The 14,770-nt window shown below is 57.4% G+C and carries 12 protein-coding genes and 1 pseudogene; 10 read left to right on the top strand and 3 right to left on the bottom strand.

Going from position 1 to position 14,770, the window contains the following annotated elements; all coding sequences use genetic code 11:
- Window positions 1-150: 150 nt before the first annotated feature.
- Window positions 151-486 (bottom strand): SDR family NAD(P)-dependent oxidoreductase, encoded by a 336-nt coding sequence (locus AWB81_RS35280; RefSeq protein ID WP_087135405.1) that lies wholly within the window; start codon window positions 484-486, stop codon window positions 151-153.
- Between the two features lie 93 nt (window positions 487-579).
- Between AWB81_RS35280 and AWB81_RS35275 the strand changes: the two genes are divergently transcribed.
- Entirely contained in the window at window positions 580-1,482 is a 903-nt protein-coding gene (locus AWB81_RS35275) for a LysR family transcriptional regulator (RefSeq protein WP_087135406.1), read from the top strand.
- Window positions 1,483-1,552: 70 nt separating this feature from the next.
- On the top strand, window positions 1,553-3,016 hold the full coding sequence (locus AWB81_RS35270; protein ID WP_062642299.1) for a mechanosensitive ion channel domain-containing protein: 1,464 nt from the start codon (window positions 1,553-1,555) through the stop codon (window positions 3,014-3,016).
- A 135-nt stretch (window positions 3,017-3,151) separates the two neighbouring features.
- Here AWB81_RS35270 and AWB81_RS35265 read toward each other — a convergent pair whose 3' ends face one another.
- Together AWB81_RS35265 and AWB81_RS35260 are read right to left on the bottom strand one after the other, a co-directional pair.
- On the bottom strand, window positions 3,152-3,841 hold the full coding sequence (locus tag AWB81_RS35265) for a ferredoxin reductase domain-containing protein (protein WP_062642298.1): 690 nt from the start codon (window positions 3,839-3,841) through the stop codon (window positions 3,152-3,154).
- Between the two features lie 289 nt (window positions 3,842-4,130).
- On the bottom strand, window positions 4,131-5,369 hold the full coding sequence (locus AWB81_RS35260; RefSeq protein WP_062642297.1) for an MFS transporter: 1,239 nt from the start codon (window positions 5,367-5,369) through the stop codon (window positions 4,131-4,133).
- A gap of 587 nt (window positions 5,370-5,956) precedes the next feature.
- On the opposite strand from AWB81_RS35260, the gene AWB81_RS35255 reads away from it, so the two are divergent.
- The 8 genes and pseudogenes from AWB81_RS35255 to AWB81_RS35220 all read left to right on the top strand — a co-directional run bounded on the left by AWB81_RS35255 (window position 5,957) and on the right by AWB81_RS35220 (window position 14,675).
- The gene (locus AWB81_RS35255) at window positions 5,957-6,649 is read left to right on the top strand and encodes a GntR family transcriptional regulator (RefSeq protein WP_062642296.1); all 693 of its coding nucleotides are present in this window, start codon (window positions 5,957-5,959) and stop codon (window positions 6,647-6,649) included.
- A gap of 533 nt (window positions 6,650-7,182) precedes the next feature.
- Entirely contained in the window at window positions 7,183-8,727 is a 1,545-nt protein-coding gene (locus AWB81_RS35250; protein ID WP_062642295.1) for a Rieske 2Fe-2S domain-containing protein, read from the top strand.
- A 92-nt stretch (window positions 8,728-8,819) separates the two neighbouring features.
- Window positions 8,820-9,830, top strand: a complete 1,011-nt coding sequence (locus AWB81_RS35245; protein ID WP_062642290.1) for a PDR/VanB family oxidoreductase — start codon at window positions 8,820-8,822, stop codon at window positions 9,828-9,830.
- Window positions 9,831-9,940: 110 nt separating this feature from the next.
- Complete coding sequence (locus AWB81_RS35240; protein ID WP_062642288.1) at window positions 9,941-10,651, top strand: GntR family transcriptional regulator; 711 nt, start codon at window positions 9,941-9,943, stop codon at window positions 10,649-10,651.
- Between the two features lie 168 nt (window positions 10,652-10,819).
- Window positions 10,820-11,677: a class II aldolase/adducin family protein gene (locus AWB81_RS35235; RefSeq protein ID WP_062642285.1), complete on the top strand. Its 858-nt coding sequence runs from the start codon at window positions 10,820-10,822 to the stop codon at window positions 11,675-11,677.
- A gap of 125 nt (window positions 11,678-11,802) precedes the next feature.
- Window positions 11,803-13,109: pseudogene (locus AWB81_RS35230) on the top strand (MFS transporter).
- Window positions 13,110-13,332: 223 nt separating this feature from the next.
- A complete protein-coding gene (locus tag AWB81_RS35225) occupies window positions 13,333-14,028 on the top strand; it encodes an SDR family NAD(P)-dependent oxidoreductase (protein ID WP_062642284.1) in 696 nt (231 codons plus the stop codon).
- Entirely contained in the window at window positions 14,025-14,675 is a 651-nt protein-coding gene (locus AWB81_RS35220; protein ID WP_374730539.1) for a DUF429 domain-containing protein, read from the top strand. Before AWB81_RS35225 ends, AWB81_RS35220 begins: the two co-directional genes overlap by 4 nt.
- The last annotated feature ends 95 nt before the right edge of the window (window positions 14,676-14,770 follow it).

Here is a 14,770-nt window from a genome sequence, read left to right as displayed (position 1 = left end):
CTTTCTTCCGGTTCGCTGACCACCGCTTCACTTCGGCGGCTGCGCCGGGGGCGCTTCCAGTCGCGCTACGCGCTCCTTCCACCGCCCCCGGCACAACCTCAGTGACATTCGACTTCTTCAGCATGTTCAACTCCGTTTCCAGACACACTTTTACCCCAAATTCGTGTCCAGCAAAACCGGAGGCGGTTCATGCGACGTTCCGGCATTATTGACGAGAAAGTCGAAGCGCTCGGCTTGCCAATCGAAGAGCGCCTGGCGAACTTTTCCCACGAAGCCGTCGAAGGCACCGACATTCCCCGTGTCGAGCTGTAGCGCCGCTGCTTTCTGGCCCAGATCGGATACCAGCCGCACAACGTTCTCCGCTTCCTCCCGATTGGTGTTGTAAGTGAAGATGGTATCGACACCTCGCTTGGCGAGGTTGACTACCGTGTTTCGACCCAGGCCCCGGCTACCGCCGGTAACGATTGCAATCTTTTTCGCAGACATGTTTGCTCTCCTGTAACTGGAAACAGGATAGCGATTCGGGCTTTGCACGATAATCCACCTGTGTCCGCACAGGGTGTGCAGAAAGAGCGAACAATGGGACCCAACCTCAAAGAACTCGAAGCGTTTGTGGTCGTCGTGGAAGCGGGCGGTTTTCGTGATGCTGCTCGCGCGATTGGCAGCAGTGCGTCGGGCGTCAGCGATGCAGTGCGCCGGCTCGAGGCGCGCACCGGCGTGCGCCTGCTGCATCGCACCACTCGCAGTGTTACGCCTACCGAGGCAGGAGCGCGCCTGCTGGATGAACTGAAGCCCGCGCTTGATGGACTTGAAGCGGCGCTGGACGTAGTGAACGGATTTCGGGACAAACCAGCGGGAAAGCTCAAACTGAATGTTCCTGTGGTAGCGGCCAAACTCATCCTCCCGCGATTGGTGCCGGCCTTCCTTGCCGCCTATCCTGACATCGAACTTGAAGTGGTGGCCGATGACGGGTTCGTCGACCTGCTGGCGGAAGGGTGCGACGCAGGCATCCGCTACGGCGAACGCCTGGAGCAGGACATGATTGCCATTCCTATTGGTCCGCGCGAGCAAAGGATGGCACTCGGAGCGGCGCCCGATTACCTCGAGCGCCGCGGTCGACCGGAACATCCTCGGGAGTTGCTGCAGCATGCCTGTCTGCGTTATCGCTTCGCCAGCGGAGCAATGCCCGTGTGGGAATTCGAGCGCGACGGCGAGGTGATTCGAATTGAGCCGAGTGGCCCGCTGATTGTCCGGGCAGGCGCTGCGGCAGATTTAGGAATAGAAGCAGCACTTGCTGGTAGCGGAATCTTGCTGCTGTTCGATGACTGGTTGAGCCCATACTTCGAGAGCGGTGCTTTAGAACCCGTGCTACGGTCGTGGTGGCAGCGGTTCCCAGGTCCCTTTCTTTACTATTCCGGACGCCGCTACGTTCCTGCACCGCTACGCGCTTTTTTGGACTTTGTTCGCCTCAACTCCTTTTGAAGGAAATGTCGAGGCGAATAGAAACTACGGTTCGGGAAAAGGAACCGCCGTCTTGCCATGGGGAGCGCCTGTGAAATACCCGCTGATTCTGGGATTCGGTATCGTCACTCTAGACGTCGTCGTGTGGCGCCTGCGGCTGCCGCCGCATGATCTCGTACGGCTCTTCGTACGCCTGGCGCTCTTTTCAGCGCTGAGCGCGGTGCTCTTCTCTTCCGGCCTAAGCCCCTTCACGCAAGCGCCGCATGGGGACGTGGCCGAGTTGCACTGGCTGGGACAGGTACTCGAAATAATCTGGTGGCTGATGGGTGCGCGGCTGCTTACTCTCTCGCTCGACACGCTACTGCTGCCAAGCGCCTGGCGAAGGCAGCGACTGTTCTCGGACGTGTTTGGCGCCGTGGTCTTTCTGGCCGCCACCGTGGCCGCCCTCGGTTTTGTGCTCGAACTTCCGGTGCGTGGTCTCGTTGCTACATCGGGCGCGCTCGCTATTGTGCTGGGTCTGGCTATCCAGAGCACACTCAGCGACGTGTTTGCGGGCATCGTGCTCAACACCACGGAACCATATTCTGTCGGCGACTGGGTGATGATTGACGACGTCGAAGGCAAGGTAGTCGAAATGAACTGGCGCGCGACGCATTTACTGACCGGGCAGGGAAATACTCTTATCGTGCCGAACGCTGTTGCGTCGAAAGCGAAGATCTTCAATAACAGCAGGCCAGCAAATGTTCACGGGCTCTCGCTTGTCCTTGAAATTGACCCGGAAGCACGGCCGAAGACGGTGCTCGATGCATTAGGCCGGGCGCTGACTGGCTGCAACGTCATCCTTGACACACCTGCTCCTTATGCTCGCATGAAGCGGACTACGCTCAACTCGGTGCAATATGAGGTTGTCGCCTTCGTCGACGACATGAGCAAGAAACTTGCGGTATCCAACGAGTTGTTCGACCTCTGTTACCGGCATCTCGCCGCCTCAGATGTGACTCTCCGCGCGCTTGGCGTTGCCGCACCAGCAGTTACCGCGCATGACGCAAAAGAAGCACTGCTCAAGCGAGTGAGCCTGTTCGAAAGCCTGACGGACGATGAAGTAGCGCGGCTCGCCAAGCGCCTGTCCCGACACGAATATCAGGCGAACCAGCAGCTTCTGGCGCCTGAAACGGTGCCAGACAGTCTTTCCATCGTGCACTCCGGGGTGCTCTCGGTCACGTTCAGCGAATCGTCAGGCGACCGGGAAATTGCCCGAGTTGGCCCGGGTGAAGCATTTGGGGAGGCGGGCTTGCTCGCAGGACTGGCCATGCATGTGTCCATCTCGACGGTCACACCCTCCGTGCTGTATCAGCTAAGCAAAGACGACATGACGTCGTTCCTGAAGGAACATCCAGAGGTTGCCAAGCAGATGTGTCACCTATTGGCCTATCGTCAGAATGCCTTAGGAAAACTGACGTCGCCGATCCCCGCCGAACAGGAAAAAGGTCATTCGGTGTTTCAGTGGCTCTTCGACAAGGTTCGGCACCTGCACTCGCTGCACGATGATTCTTGAATCACACGCTTAGCCGACTTCTCCGCGACCCGCTCTAGCGCTCTTCCCGGCCTGTCTAACCTTAGGCGAAAGCCATTCCTGCTGGAAGGAATGGCTCCCCCGGGACGCAACGCACGAGCAAATTCGATGGTCACGCTAGATGACTTTCTCGCCAAGAATGATCTTGTGGACATTGGACGGATATACCCAATCCAGCGCTTGTCGTTCGATGAGCTTCATGAAGGCTGGTGGTCCGCTACAGATTATTTGCGAGCTAGCGTTCGTGGGGCTTAATGCATGAGACATTGCCCGCGAGATTTCATCCTCATTCAGACCGATTCGGTGATAGACGCGGCCGCAAGCATGAAATTCGTCCAATTCCTTGCGAAACACGGCACGCTCTGGCGTTCGCGCGAAATTGTGAAGTTCGAAGCGCGTGCCTGTTAAGGCAAGCCGCCTGGCGACACCAGCGATTGCGTTGACTCCAACACCGGCTGAAAACAGAAGATAATGGGCACTGCCGTCCATCACCACGGTCGCGCTTTTTGGAGGACTCACATAAATTTCGTCTCCTCTGTTCCACGAGAAATCCGGGCTCAATTTCTCTGCCCCTCTATCAGCCTCTTGGCGTACCCCTAGGATGAACGCATCGCGCCGCGAAGATGTGTGCCACAAGGGGTGGGACCTCACCGCGTTGCTGGTGGTGTCTTGAACGAGGTCTACTATCGCTCCGTCTTCGAACGGCGGTAGTTCCGAGCGATGCTTAGTCTGCAATTCAACTGCGTGATAACCCTGAGCGAGCGGCCACTTTCTGGTCACAATCGCTGCAATCATAACGTCGTCCATGTCTTCTCCACTACGAACCTGCAAAGGATGGGAAGTTGGCCGGTGTGACAACGCAGGATTGCAGTTGACCCGAGCCTTTATTGTCGATAGTCGGATTCAGGGTAGGACGGGTCCACGTCGACCGCAAGACGTTGGGGGCGAATGCTTTGTATATGCGATTGTCGATACTCACCTGGGCCGCCTCTTTTCCGAAATGGGAGGGACAGCACACTACCGCTTGGTTAGCCGCTACGTATTCGTCCACTGTCCAACCATAGGAGCAGCTTGAACAGCACAGAGTGAAGCCGAATCAATCGAGCGACGGGTCGCAAGTGCGGTCCATCGTCCCTGCGAAGTCGGGTCGTTCGAGTGAAGCAAGACGCTGCAATGTCACAAGCCCGAGCACTGCAAGTCCGCACCCCATCACAAAGTCAGCGTGCACTCCCGAACGGTCAACAATCGTGCCCCCAACCGCTGAGCCAATAGCAATCGCGACCTGGATGATGCCGACGAACATTGCCGACCCGGCTTCGGGAAAATCCGTCGTTCCACGCTGAATCCACACGCTGAAACACAGCGGAAGGGCGCCAAATGCGATACCCCAGATCAACATCCCCGCAGTCTCGCCGACGCGTGAATGGTCGAACAAGAGCATGGACAACATTGCGGCAAGTAGAAGCAATGTCATGACGGCAACGGATTTCTTGAGATGGTTCGACACGGCCATTGACATCAACGCGTTCGAGAAGAAGCCGACGATACCGAATCCAAAGAGCAGCAGCGTAATATTGCTCAACGAGAAGTCTTGCTCTAGCAAAGGTGCGATGTAGGTATAGGTCGAGAAGTGCGCTCCAAAGATGAGCGCGACCATCAACATGCTTATTCGCGTATGCGGACGCGCAAGGAGCGTTTTGAAATCGACAATGCGCAGTGCGGAAGCTGATGGCAGCGAGGGCACGAGGAAAACTTGCGCAATCAATGCGAGCGCTACCAGGCCGGCCGTTGCGGCAAACGACAGGCGCCATGAAGCGAACGTCGCGATGAAGGTCCCGAGCGGCACGCCGATGACAGTCGCACAAGTGACACCCGTAAGAATGGTCGCCGTCGCCTTGGCTGCATCCTTAGGCTGAACGAGTCGGGGCGCAGCAGCCGTTGCCAAGGTCCAGAAGCCGCCAATCGCGGCACCGAGCATGGCTCGTCCGATCAGCATGATCGGGAAACTCGTCGCCACCGCGCACAGGAGATTCGAGATGAGCAGAATGGTTGTCAGCAGCAGGAAGACATATCGACGGTCCATGCGTCCAGCGCCGATAATCAGCGTCGGCGCGAAGATGGCGGCCATAACGCCCGGCGTCGTGACCATTAGTCCCGCAATGCCGGGTTTGACGCCGAGGTCGTTCGCGATCTGCGGCAGCAGTCCGACCGGCAGAAACTCAGCCGTGACAAAGGCGAAGGCGCTTACGGCCACCGCAATGACGGAAAGCCATTGACTTAAAGAAGTAGAAGTCTCTCGCGACGACGCAGGGATCGCAGGTGTGTCTATATGCATATAAAATTGACGTGAAATTTCTTCAGCCAGAAGCAATCCAAGCTGCAACGTCAGCTTCGTTAGGTAAGTCGAAGCTGACACGAAAATGCTTCAGGATTGGTTGCACTGACGCGGATTAGGCGCGGAGCGAGCTATCAAGGCAGGAGCGCCAGTGAGTGCATCCGGCCCACCTTGCATACCGGAGTAATCGGAGCTTCGGGGCGGCGTGACGACGAGACGACGCAGTTGATGATGACGATGCTCGCCCCTTCTTTTTCTCGAAGCCCTTGCCATAAATTCGGCAGACTTTGATCAAGTCTCAGAGGACTTTCGTAGAGAATCCGAGAAGTCGACAGAGAAGCTAATAGTTCACTTTAAGCATTTCAAGGTGAAGAAAAAAGCGTCCGACTGCGAATTGACTTTCCCGGCAAAGCGAACAATCGTCGCGAGCGAAATACGCCAATCCAGAACAAGGCCGGCACGCGGCAGCCGCCAGAAGTGGAAGAAGCTTCGAACCTCGGACCACCCACATACATGTAGTCCGGACACATACGCGCGGTGATCCAATGCTGGTAAGCTGATAGGATTCAGTATCCAGCGACGCCATCATGCCAGCCAAACTCTTGAAGATTCAGGCCCGTACAGACTATGTGGATGAGGTCTACAGGGTCCTCCTCGACGCTATCAGCGAGGGCTCGATTGCTCCGGGAACCCGGATAGTCCAGGAAGAAATCGCGGAGCAGCTGGCGGTGTCCCGGTCTCCGGTACTCCAGGCTTTTCGGCTCTTGAAAAAGGATGGGCTGGTGGAAGACGCACCGGGCCGCGGGCTACAAGTTACGCCGCTGAATGCGGATCGCATTGGCCATCTTTATGAGCTGCGAGGTGCCCTTGACAGCCTGGCTGCGCGCCTGGCCGCAAGGAAACATGTGAAGATAGAAAAATCCCTTGTGACGAATGGCCGAAAGCTCGCAAAAGGTACCGATATTCGGGCGATGATCGAATCCGACATGGCCTTTCACACGGCCATATACAAGGCATCGGGAAATCCTCTCATCTTCGAAAACGCACGCCTGCATTGGATGCATCTGCGGCGTGTGATGGGTGCTGTTCACCAGGTGGTCGGTCAACGAAAAACGGTCTGGGATGAACATGCAGCGATAGCCGAAGCTATCGCGCAAGGTGATGAAGAACTCGCAGCGGAGCTCAGTCTGCAGCATGCGGAATTCGCAAGCGAAAACCTCGTTCGCCACATGAGCGAGGCAATTGCAACGGTAGAGGGAAATCAACGTACCGCGACTTGAAGCACGCATTCCTTTTCGGTTGGCGCGAGCAGTTCCACGGCGCCCGACTGCTCTCGCAGGCGCCTTGAATCCCTGGCAGCGCACGCTCGACGAGCGCGGGGCGTCCGATAGCAGTTGACGACTCCTGAAGCCTCGTCTACATCTGGCAACGAATCCAAAACCCCGCGTTGAGTGAACCCCCTCGCTCCGCATCATGCAAGTCGTATGCGGTGCCCGGTCAAGCCGGGTAAGTAACGCGCGCGCGAAGTCACCGTTCAACCCCGATGTGAAGCACATTCGTTTCCCGCGTGCAGCTTGAATCGGCGGGACAACATTCGACCGGCTCTTCTTCGTCATGAGCCGGTTCAACCGCGAACAGCCCCGTCGCGGACCGCCCGGATTTCCCAGAAGCATTCAATCAGTCGTCGAAGTCATATCCGCGTTTACCCATACAGACAACGCCCTTCGCCGTCTCTATTCTTTGGATACAGAGTTCAGAACACAAAACCCGGATCATAAATACTCACAGTCCCTATCAATGAAGGAGAAAGGAAATGAGCGTCAAATCGGACAAGATGGACGACCAGAAGCGCACGGGAGGTACGGCGCCGGTAGTAAAGAAGCTGATTCCGTTTGGCGGCTACTACGCGAACAAGGTCCCGGACCATGACCCGGAGTTGACCGAGACCGGTCCCGGCACGCCAATGGGCGAGTTCATGCGTCGCTTTTGGCACCCGGTCTGCATGTCTATCGAACTGACCGATACGCCGCGTTTCCTCAAAATCCTCACGGAGGAACTCGTCGCTTTCAGAGACGGCAGCGGCCGCGTCGGCCTGCTCCATGCGCATTGCGTGCACCGCGGCGCATCGTTGGAATACGGCGCGATTCAAGAGCGCGGCATCATGTGCTGCTATCACGGCATGGTATTCGACGTCGATGGAGCATGTCTGCACGTGCCTTTCCCCAAGGGGGAAGAGAAGGAAGCCGAGAGGTTTGCGTGCTCGATTCGCCAGGGTGCGTACAAGGCAGTCGAGCGCAACGGTCTCGTCTTCGCCTATATGGGTCCGCCTCACGAGGAGCCGCCCTTCCCCGAGTGGGAAGGCGACTTCACGGTCATGGAAGGCGACGAACTTGTTCCGTACAGCAACTTCCAGCATTGCAACTGGCTGCAAGTACAGGACAACGCGGCCGACAACTATCACCCGACCGCCTTGCATGCAGGAAAGAACGTTGTCGGTGACCACTATCAGGGCACGACTTTCGATGAAGTCGGCGCCGCGTCGATGGAAGTTGCACCCGACATGAACTTTGTCCCTGTGCAAAAGGGCCGCAGTCTAGCCTGCGCAGGCGCGCGTCGCGTCGATAAGGACAAGCTGTTCGTGCGCGTTCAGCATCAGGTCCTTCCCAACCTCAGCTTGCACGCGTACACGTCTGAAGACGGTTCGAAGAAGAAGTATTTCAGCCGTTTCCACATCATCCGCTGGACGGTACCGGTCGACGATGAGAACAGCAAGATGATTGGCTGGCGCGTCATGGGTCCCGGTATCGACACGCGCGGTGTCGGCAACAAGGAAATGGTCGGATACGAAACCATCGACTTTCTCGAAGGGCAAGTCGCAATGCGCCGCCCCGAGCGGTTCGGGAAGTACAAGCTTGAAGACTTGCCCCCGATTCCGACCAATCACCGGGAACGCCCGACCTACAAGGAAGCTCAGTACGCACCGGGAGACTACGAGGCGATTATCAGCCAACGGCCCATCGCTGTTCACGCATTGGAAAATCCGACGCGCTTCGATGCCGGTCTGTACCAGTTCCGCAAGATGTTGCGCGATGCAGTCCGCGGCACTAACCCCGACTCGTCGGCGCAGGGCTTCGCAGCCTGGTTGCGTGAACTCGGCGGGGCTCCCAATAGCTACTGCTCGGGCAACGTCTTCGAAATCCCCGAAGGCGAAACTCTCGAAGAAGAGGTTGTGCGCCGCCGCAAGGTCCTGAAGACGGTCGTGGAAATTCTGAGCCAGAGCGACACGATGACGGGCTCCGTGCGTAGCGAATTCGTGCGCGGCAAGTTCGAAGAACTTGAACAGTCGCTGAAGCGCTAAATGGAAGAGCGCGCCACCCTTTGGTGCCTGCGCTCATCTGGCCCAGTCGCCCTTGCATGGGTGACTGGCGGCTCGCCAGCGAGGAAAGGAACATGGATACCTTATTAGAGCGGGAAGAAGCAGTTCAAGACGTTGAAGTCGGCACGCTTGATGTCCGCGTGCGGCAGATTCGCTACGAGGGAAAAGGCATCAACTCGTACGAATTGACAAACCCGACGGGCAAGTTGCTGCCGCCGTTCGATGCCGGTTCGCACATCGACGTCCACCTGAAGAATGGTGTCATCAGGCAATACTCGCTTTGTAACTCTTCCGCCGAGCGTCATCGTTATGTCATCGCGGTACTCAAGGATGAAAACGGACGCGGTGGCTCGCGTGCCGTCCACGAGAGTCTGGCGGCAGGAGATATTGTCAGTATCAGCAAACCCCGTAATCACTTTGCGCTATCGACTGACGCAACACGGGTCGTGTTGATAGCCGGTGGAATCGGAGTGACGCCACTGAAAGCGATGGCTCACGAACTCGACGTTCAAGGCGTCGACTTCGAGATGCACTATTGCGCGCGCAACCGGGAAGCGGCAGCTTTTGGTGACGAATTTGCGGAGATGCAGCGGACAGGAAAACTGCATTATCACTTTGATAACGGCGAAGCCGGCAGTGGCCTGGATATCCGCGCTCTCCTCCGCGACACGAAGCCCGGTACCCATGTGTATTACTGCGGTCCTGCGGGATTCATGGCGGCCTGCGCGGATGCTGCAAGCCATTGGCCTAAAGGTACGGTGCACTTCGAGCATTTCAAGGCACCCGAGCAACCCAAGCGCGAACCTTCGGGCACCGATAGCGCGGACGGTTGCAACGTGACCATCGCCAGCACAGGACAAGTGGTCCACGTTTCGCCTTACCAGAACCTCGCGGAGGTTCTGAATGAAGCCGGCGTCGAAGTACCCACTTCATGTTGCGCGGGCCTGTGCGCGACATGCAAGGTTCGCTACCTCGAAGGCGAAGTCGAGCACAACGATTTCATTTTGAACGAGGACGAGCGTGCCGACTATCTGACCGTATGTGTCTCAAGGCCGGTAGGCAAGACGCTCGTGCTCGATTTGTAGGACGGTCCGAAGTGTTCGTTGACCGCTCTAAGAACTGAGTTTTCTTTCTCATCCCAGCGCGCACACGTCAATTGTCTCTCACGAATCGACGTAAGCAGCGGAGCTACATCATGAAACCAAGGTTGCTCAAGATTCAGTCGCGAACCGACTTTGTGGAGGAAGTTTACAACTCCCTCGCTGACGCAATCTGTGAGGGCTCACTCGCCCCTGGTACGCGTTTGACGCAAGAGGACATCGCAGAGCAGCTTGCCGTTTCGCGCTCGCCGGTACTCCAGGCTTTGCGGTTGCTCAAGAAAGATGGACTTGTTCAGGATGCGCCAGGCAGAGGCGTACTTGTGGCGCCGCTGGACCCACAGTGGCTAGGCGACCTTTATGAAATCCGCGGTTCGCTTGACTGTCTTTCGGCGAAGCTGGCAGCAATGCGAAAGGCGAAACTGGACGCGGAACTGTTCGAGCGCGGTAGAGATGCATTCGTGTCCGGCGACGTGCGCGCAATGATTGACGCCGACATGGAGTTCCATTTCGCCATCTATGCTGCTTCCGGCAACCGGCTTATTGCAGAAACCGCCCGTGTTCATTGGGTCCATTTGCGCAGAGTAATGGGAGCACTTCTTCAGGTTTCCGGTCAGCGGGAGTCAATCTGGGATGAACATGCCGCCATCGCAAAAGCAATAGAAAGGGGCGACGTTTCGCTGGCTGTGAGCCTGTCTGAAATGCACGCGAGGAGAGCTCGACAACACTTCGCCAACGAGTTCAACGTACTGCTCGGCGCACAAAGCGGCATCGAGCCAAAACTGCTTGCTGAGGAAATGCCCGCCTGAGCTTATCTGAGAGCTAGAAATAGCACCACTTTATATAACCGACCTAGTTCGACGATATGAGATGACATTAATTTGGCATCGCCAATTTACTGCAGTCTGAGTGAAGCGTGAGCGGCACACACGCGAAGAAAACGCCACATGTGTTCCCATTCAATCAAGGAGTTCGTTATGTCCACGTTAGCCACCGACCAGAGAACGAAGGAAAAAATCGACTCGATTCTCAAGCCCGGTAAAATTTCGATCTATGAGCCCGACCAAGAAGGCGTGATCTTTCCGACGATGCCGGAATTCAAGTCCGTGGCCGAGCATCGCCAATATCTGAAGGAACGTCTCGTTGCCGCTTGCAGGGCATTTGCCATTCAAGGATTCGACTACGGGTTTGCGGGCCACCTGACCGTGCGTGACCCCGAGCATCCGGGCCTCTACTGGACCAACCCGATGGCGATCCATTTTTCACAGGTGAAGGTTTCCAACCTTATCTGCGCCGACCACGAAGGGAAGGTTGTCGAAGGCGAGTACGCGATCAACCGGGCTGGATTCGTCCTTCACGCTGCAGTGCATGAGCAACATCAGGACATCGTTGCGATGTGTCACGCGCACACTGTGTACGGAACGGCGTTCGCCTCGCTTGGCAAGGCGCTCGCGCCTATTTCGCAAGACGCGGCTGCCTTCTACGAAGACCATGTGGTCATCGGCGATGAGGCCGGCAAGGTGGCGGTTGAGGTGAAAGGCGGGAACAAAGTTGCAAATGCGTTCGCTGGTGTCAAGGCAGCCATTCACCAGAACCACGGCCTGCTGACCGCCAGTCGCCACAGCATCGACTCGGCCGCATTCTGGTTTATCGCGCTGGAGCGCTGCTGCCAGCAGCAACTGATGATAGAAGCAACCGGCATCACGCCGAAGGAAGTAACGCCGGAGCGGGCGCGCTACAGCCGCGAGCACGTCGGCAGTGACTATATCGGCTGGCTGCACTTCCAGACTATCTGGACGGACCTGGTTGCCACTCAACCCGACATGTTCGATTAAGCACTCGCGGCGACTCGCCAATCTTGCGTGCTCGCCTGCTCTGGTATGCGCGCAAGAATTGAATCCCGGCGGAGAAAAACACCAAAAGCGCCCGCCGACACAGAAGGCTCCCCAGGAGACACAAATTGAGTTCCCACAGCCCCGCCGTCTATGTGGAAGGCGCCGATACGTCCGTTTTTGCGAAAGCAACGTGGCGCTTACTACCCTTCCTGTTTGTCTGCTATCTTTTCGCTTACCTCGACCGCATCAATGTTGCATTCGCAAAGCTCCAGATGCTCAGCGACCTTGGTTTCAGCGAGGCCATCTATGGATTTGGTGCCAGCGTGTTCTTCGTCGGTTATCTGCTGTTCGAAGTGCCCAGCAACTTGCTGTTGTTGCGCGTCGGTCCGAGGCGCTGGATTGCACGCATCATGGTGACGTGGGGAATCATCTCCGCCGGAATGATGTTCGTCAGGACTCCCACGGCCTTTTACGTCATGCGATTCATGCTGGGCGTCGCCGAAGCGGGCTTCTTCCCTGCCATCGTGTTGTATCTGACGTACTGTTTCCAGCATCGCGTCGCTCGAAAGTCACCGCGCTCTTTCTCACGGGTATCCCGATGTCCGGCGTAATTGGCGGCCCCGTCTCCGGTTGGATCATGACCGCCTTCAACGGTTCGCATGGATTCGCCGGCTGGCAATGGCTGTTTCTGGTCGAGGGTGTCCCTACGGCGCTGCTCGGTGTTGCGGCATTCTTCTACCTCGACGACAAAGTGCGCGACGCGAAGTGGCTGAGCGAGGGGCAAAAGGACTATCTTGAGCAGAAACTCAAGGAAGAGGAGTCTGCGAGTGCGCTCCACTCCCTGAAGGACGGACTGTTGAATCCGAAGGTTCTCCTGGTCAGTGCCATCTACTTCTTCTACACGATGGGGCTGTACGGAGTGAGCTTCTGGCTGCCGACCTTAATCAAGTCAAGCGGCGTCTCGGACCCGCTAAACGTCGGATTGCTGACGTCGATTCCGTATGCAGCCGGTGCTATAGCGATGCTCTTCGTCAGTTCCAGTTCGGACCGTACTGGAGAACGTCGCTGGCACCTCATCATTCCAGGACTGGTGGGTGCGCTCGGCCTTGCCTTTAGCGTCTGGTTCGCCAACTCGACGTTGCTGGCGATGATTGCGTTGACCGTCGGCACCATGGGTGTGATGACCACCATCTCGCAGTTTTGGGTATTGCCTCCCGCGTTTCTCGGCGGGGCCGCTGCGGCGGCCGGACTCGCCCTCGCCAATTCGGTGGGCAGCATATCGGGCGTCGTGAGCCCGTCGCTAATCGGCGTGATCAAGACGGCATCCGGGTCAGCCGGTGCGGGTGTGCTTGGACTTTCCGTGAGCCTTGTAATTGGTGGAGTGCTCGTGCTGCTGGTGCCTGCGAGCCTGGTGAACGTTCGACGAAAATAAGCCGCTGAATCTGGCATCTCGGCCGCCATGGTTATGCCACCATGTCGGCCCTTTTTTTTGGTGGCACGGGTCGTGCGGACGCCGGCTCTCGGCAGCATACTCGTGCGTCACATTCCCCTTATCTCTGGTCGAGGAAAACGGCATAGACTTGTGTCCTGTATATCCTCGAACGAGTAGCGCGGCGCTCTCCGCGATGCCCGGTCTTGCAGAAACCGGAGGAACCATGAAGCAAATCGAGACTGCTTTGATTGTAGGCGCGGGACCGGGTCTTTCCGCGTCGCTCGCACGCCTTTTCGCGAGAGAGGGCATGCACGTTGCCCTTGCTGCCCGCGACATCGGCAAGCTAAGAGACCTCGTCGACGAGACGGGCGCCCTCGCCGTGAGTTGCGACGCTACTCGATCGGATGAGGTCGAGAAACTCTTCGAGAAAGTAGAACAAGCGTTTGGTGTTCCAGACCTCGTTGTGTACAACGCCAGCGGGCGTTACCGCGCGAAAGTCGACGAAATCGACGCAGTGAAATTGGAGGACGCGATCCGAGTGACGGCGCTCGGAGGCTTTCTCGTTGCGCAAGCCGCGGCAGTACGAATGCTGGTCCGCGGCCACGGCTCCATCTTGCTGACAGGGGCGACGGCGAGCGTGAAAGGCCTACCCGGTTCCACGCCTTTTGCGATGGGCAAGTTCGCCCTGCGCGGGATGGCTCAATGCATGGCTCGGGAGCTTGCCCCAAAGAACCTTCATGTTGCACATTTTGTTATTGATGGAGGGATTGCCAGTAGCTGGGCATCGGAGGACGACAGCGCGGATGACAAATGGCTAAACCCTGATGCAATAGCCCAGGAATACCTTCATATCCATCGGCAACACCGCAGCGCATGGACGTGGGAGGTCGAATTGCGACCATGGGTGGAAAAGTTTTGACGGGCGTCGCTGCTGCCCGGCAGGTTGAGGCAGTGGCCGGCATCGATGTCGGCGGGACGACGAAGGGCTTTCATCTCGTAGTTCTGCAAGGTGCAGCCGTCCGGTGTGTGGCGTCAAGCCCGGACGCTCGCGAACTTCACCAGCGTTGTCTCCAATTCAAAGTCTCCGTCGTTGGCATCGATGCGCCTTCGCAATGGGGAGTTGAAGGTATTGGTCGGGCAGCGGAACGAGAAATGGCACGGGAACGCATTTCATGCTTCGCCACCCCGACGCTTGCGCGGGCGAGCGCGAGCACGAGCGGTTTCTACGAGTGGATGTTCAACGGCGCGCGTGTCTATGAGGCGTTTGCCGACACGCACCCCATCCTGAAGGCCGAGCGATTTACGGGTGAACCCGTGACCTTCGAAACGTTCCCCCATGCCATCGCGTGCGCGTTGCTCGGACGCGATGTTGCCTCTGCAAAGCAGAAGCGTACCCAGCGGCGTCGGCTGCTCGAAGAACTGGGCCTGGACACGACTGAACTGAAGTCAATCGATTCTCTGGACGCGGTGCTGTGCGCAGTCGCTGCACAGAGATTGATACAAGGGAAGTCGCGCGCGTATGGAGATGGTGTCGGAGGCTATATCTTTGTGCCCACGCCGGTTTGATCGTAAGCGATCCATTTTCCTTTCGATTACCCACAATTCTTAGCACTACCCTCTGTTAACCGAAGGACGATTCTGTTAACGTCATTGCATGCACA

It is taken from the genome of Caballeronia arationis (assembly GCF_001544975.2).
Taxonomy (GTDB): domain Bacteria; phylum Pseudomonadota; class Gammaproteobacteria; order Burkholderiales; family Burkholderiaceae; genus Caballeronia; species Caballeronia arationis.
This window is presented reverse-complemented; position numbering and strand designations above follow the sequence as displayed.

What these genes read in the sequence shown, in the direction of transcription:
- AWB81_RS35280 (WP_087135405.1), bottom strand. Translation starts at nt 486, where the DNA reads ATGTCTGCGAAAAAGATTGCAATCGTTACCGGCGGTAGCCGGGGCCTG.
- AWB81_RS35275 (WP_087135406.1), top strand. Translation starts at nt 580, where the DNA reads ATGGGACCCAACCTCAAAGAACTCGAAGCGTTTGTGGTCGTCGTGGAA.
- AWB81_RS35265 (WP_062642298.1), bottom strand. Translation starts at nt 3,841, where the DNA reads ATGGACGACGTTATGATTGCAGCGATTGTGACCAGAAAGTGGCCGCTC.
- AWB81_RS35260 (WP_062642297.1), bottom strand. Translation starts at nt 5,369, where the DNA reads ATGCATATAGACACACCTGCGATCCCTGCGTCGTCGCGAGAGACTTCT.
- AWB81_RS35255 (WP_062642296.1), top strand. Translation starts at nt 5,957, where the DNA reads ATGCCAGCCAAACTCTTGAAGATTCAGGCCCGTACAGACTATGTGGAT.
- AWB81_RS35250 (WP_062642295.1), top strand. Translation starts at nt 7,183, where the DNA reads ATGAGCGTCAAATCGGACAAGATGGACGACCAGAAGCGCACGGGAGGT.
- AWB81_RS35245 (WP_062642290.1), top strand. Translation starts at nt 8,820, where the DNA reads ATGGATACCTTATTAGAGCGGGAAGAAGCAGTTCAAGACGTTGAAGTC.
- AWB81_RS35240 (WP_062642288.1), top strand. Translation starts at nt 9,941, where the DNA reads ATGAAACCAAGGTTGCTCAAGATTCAGTCGCGAACCGACTTTGTGGAG.
- AWB81_RS35235 (WP_062642285.1), top strand. Translation starts at nt 10,820, where the DNA reads ATGTCCACGTTAGCCACCGACCAGAGAACGAAGGAAAAAATCGACTCG.
- AWB81_RS35225 (WP_062642284.1), top strand. Translation starts at nt 13,333, where the DNA reads ATGAAGCAAATCGAGACTGCTTTGATTGTAGGCGCGGGACCGGGTCTT.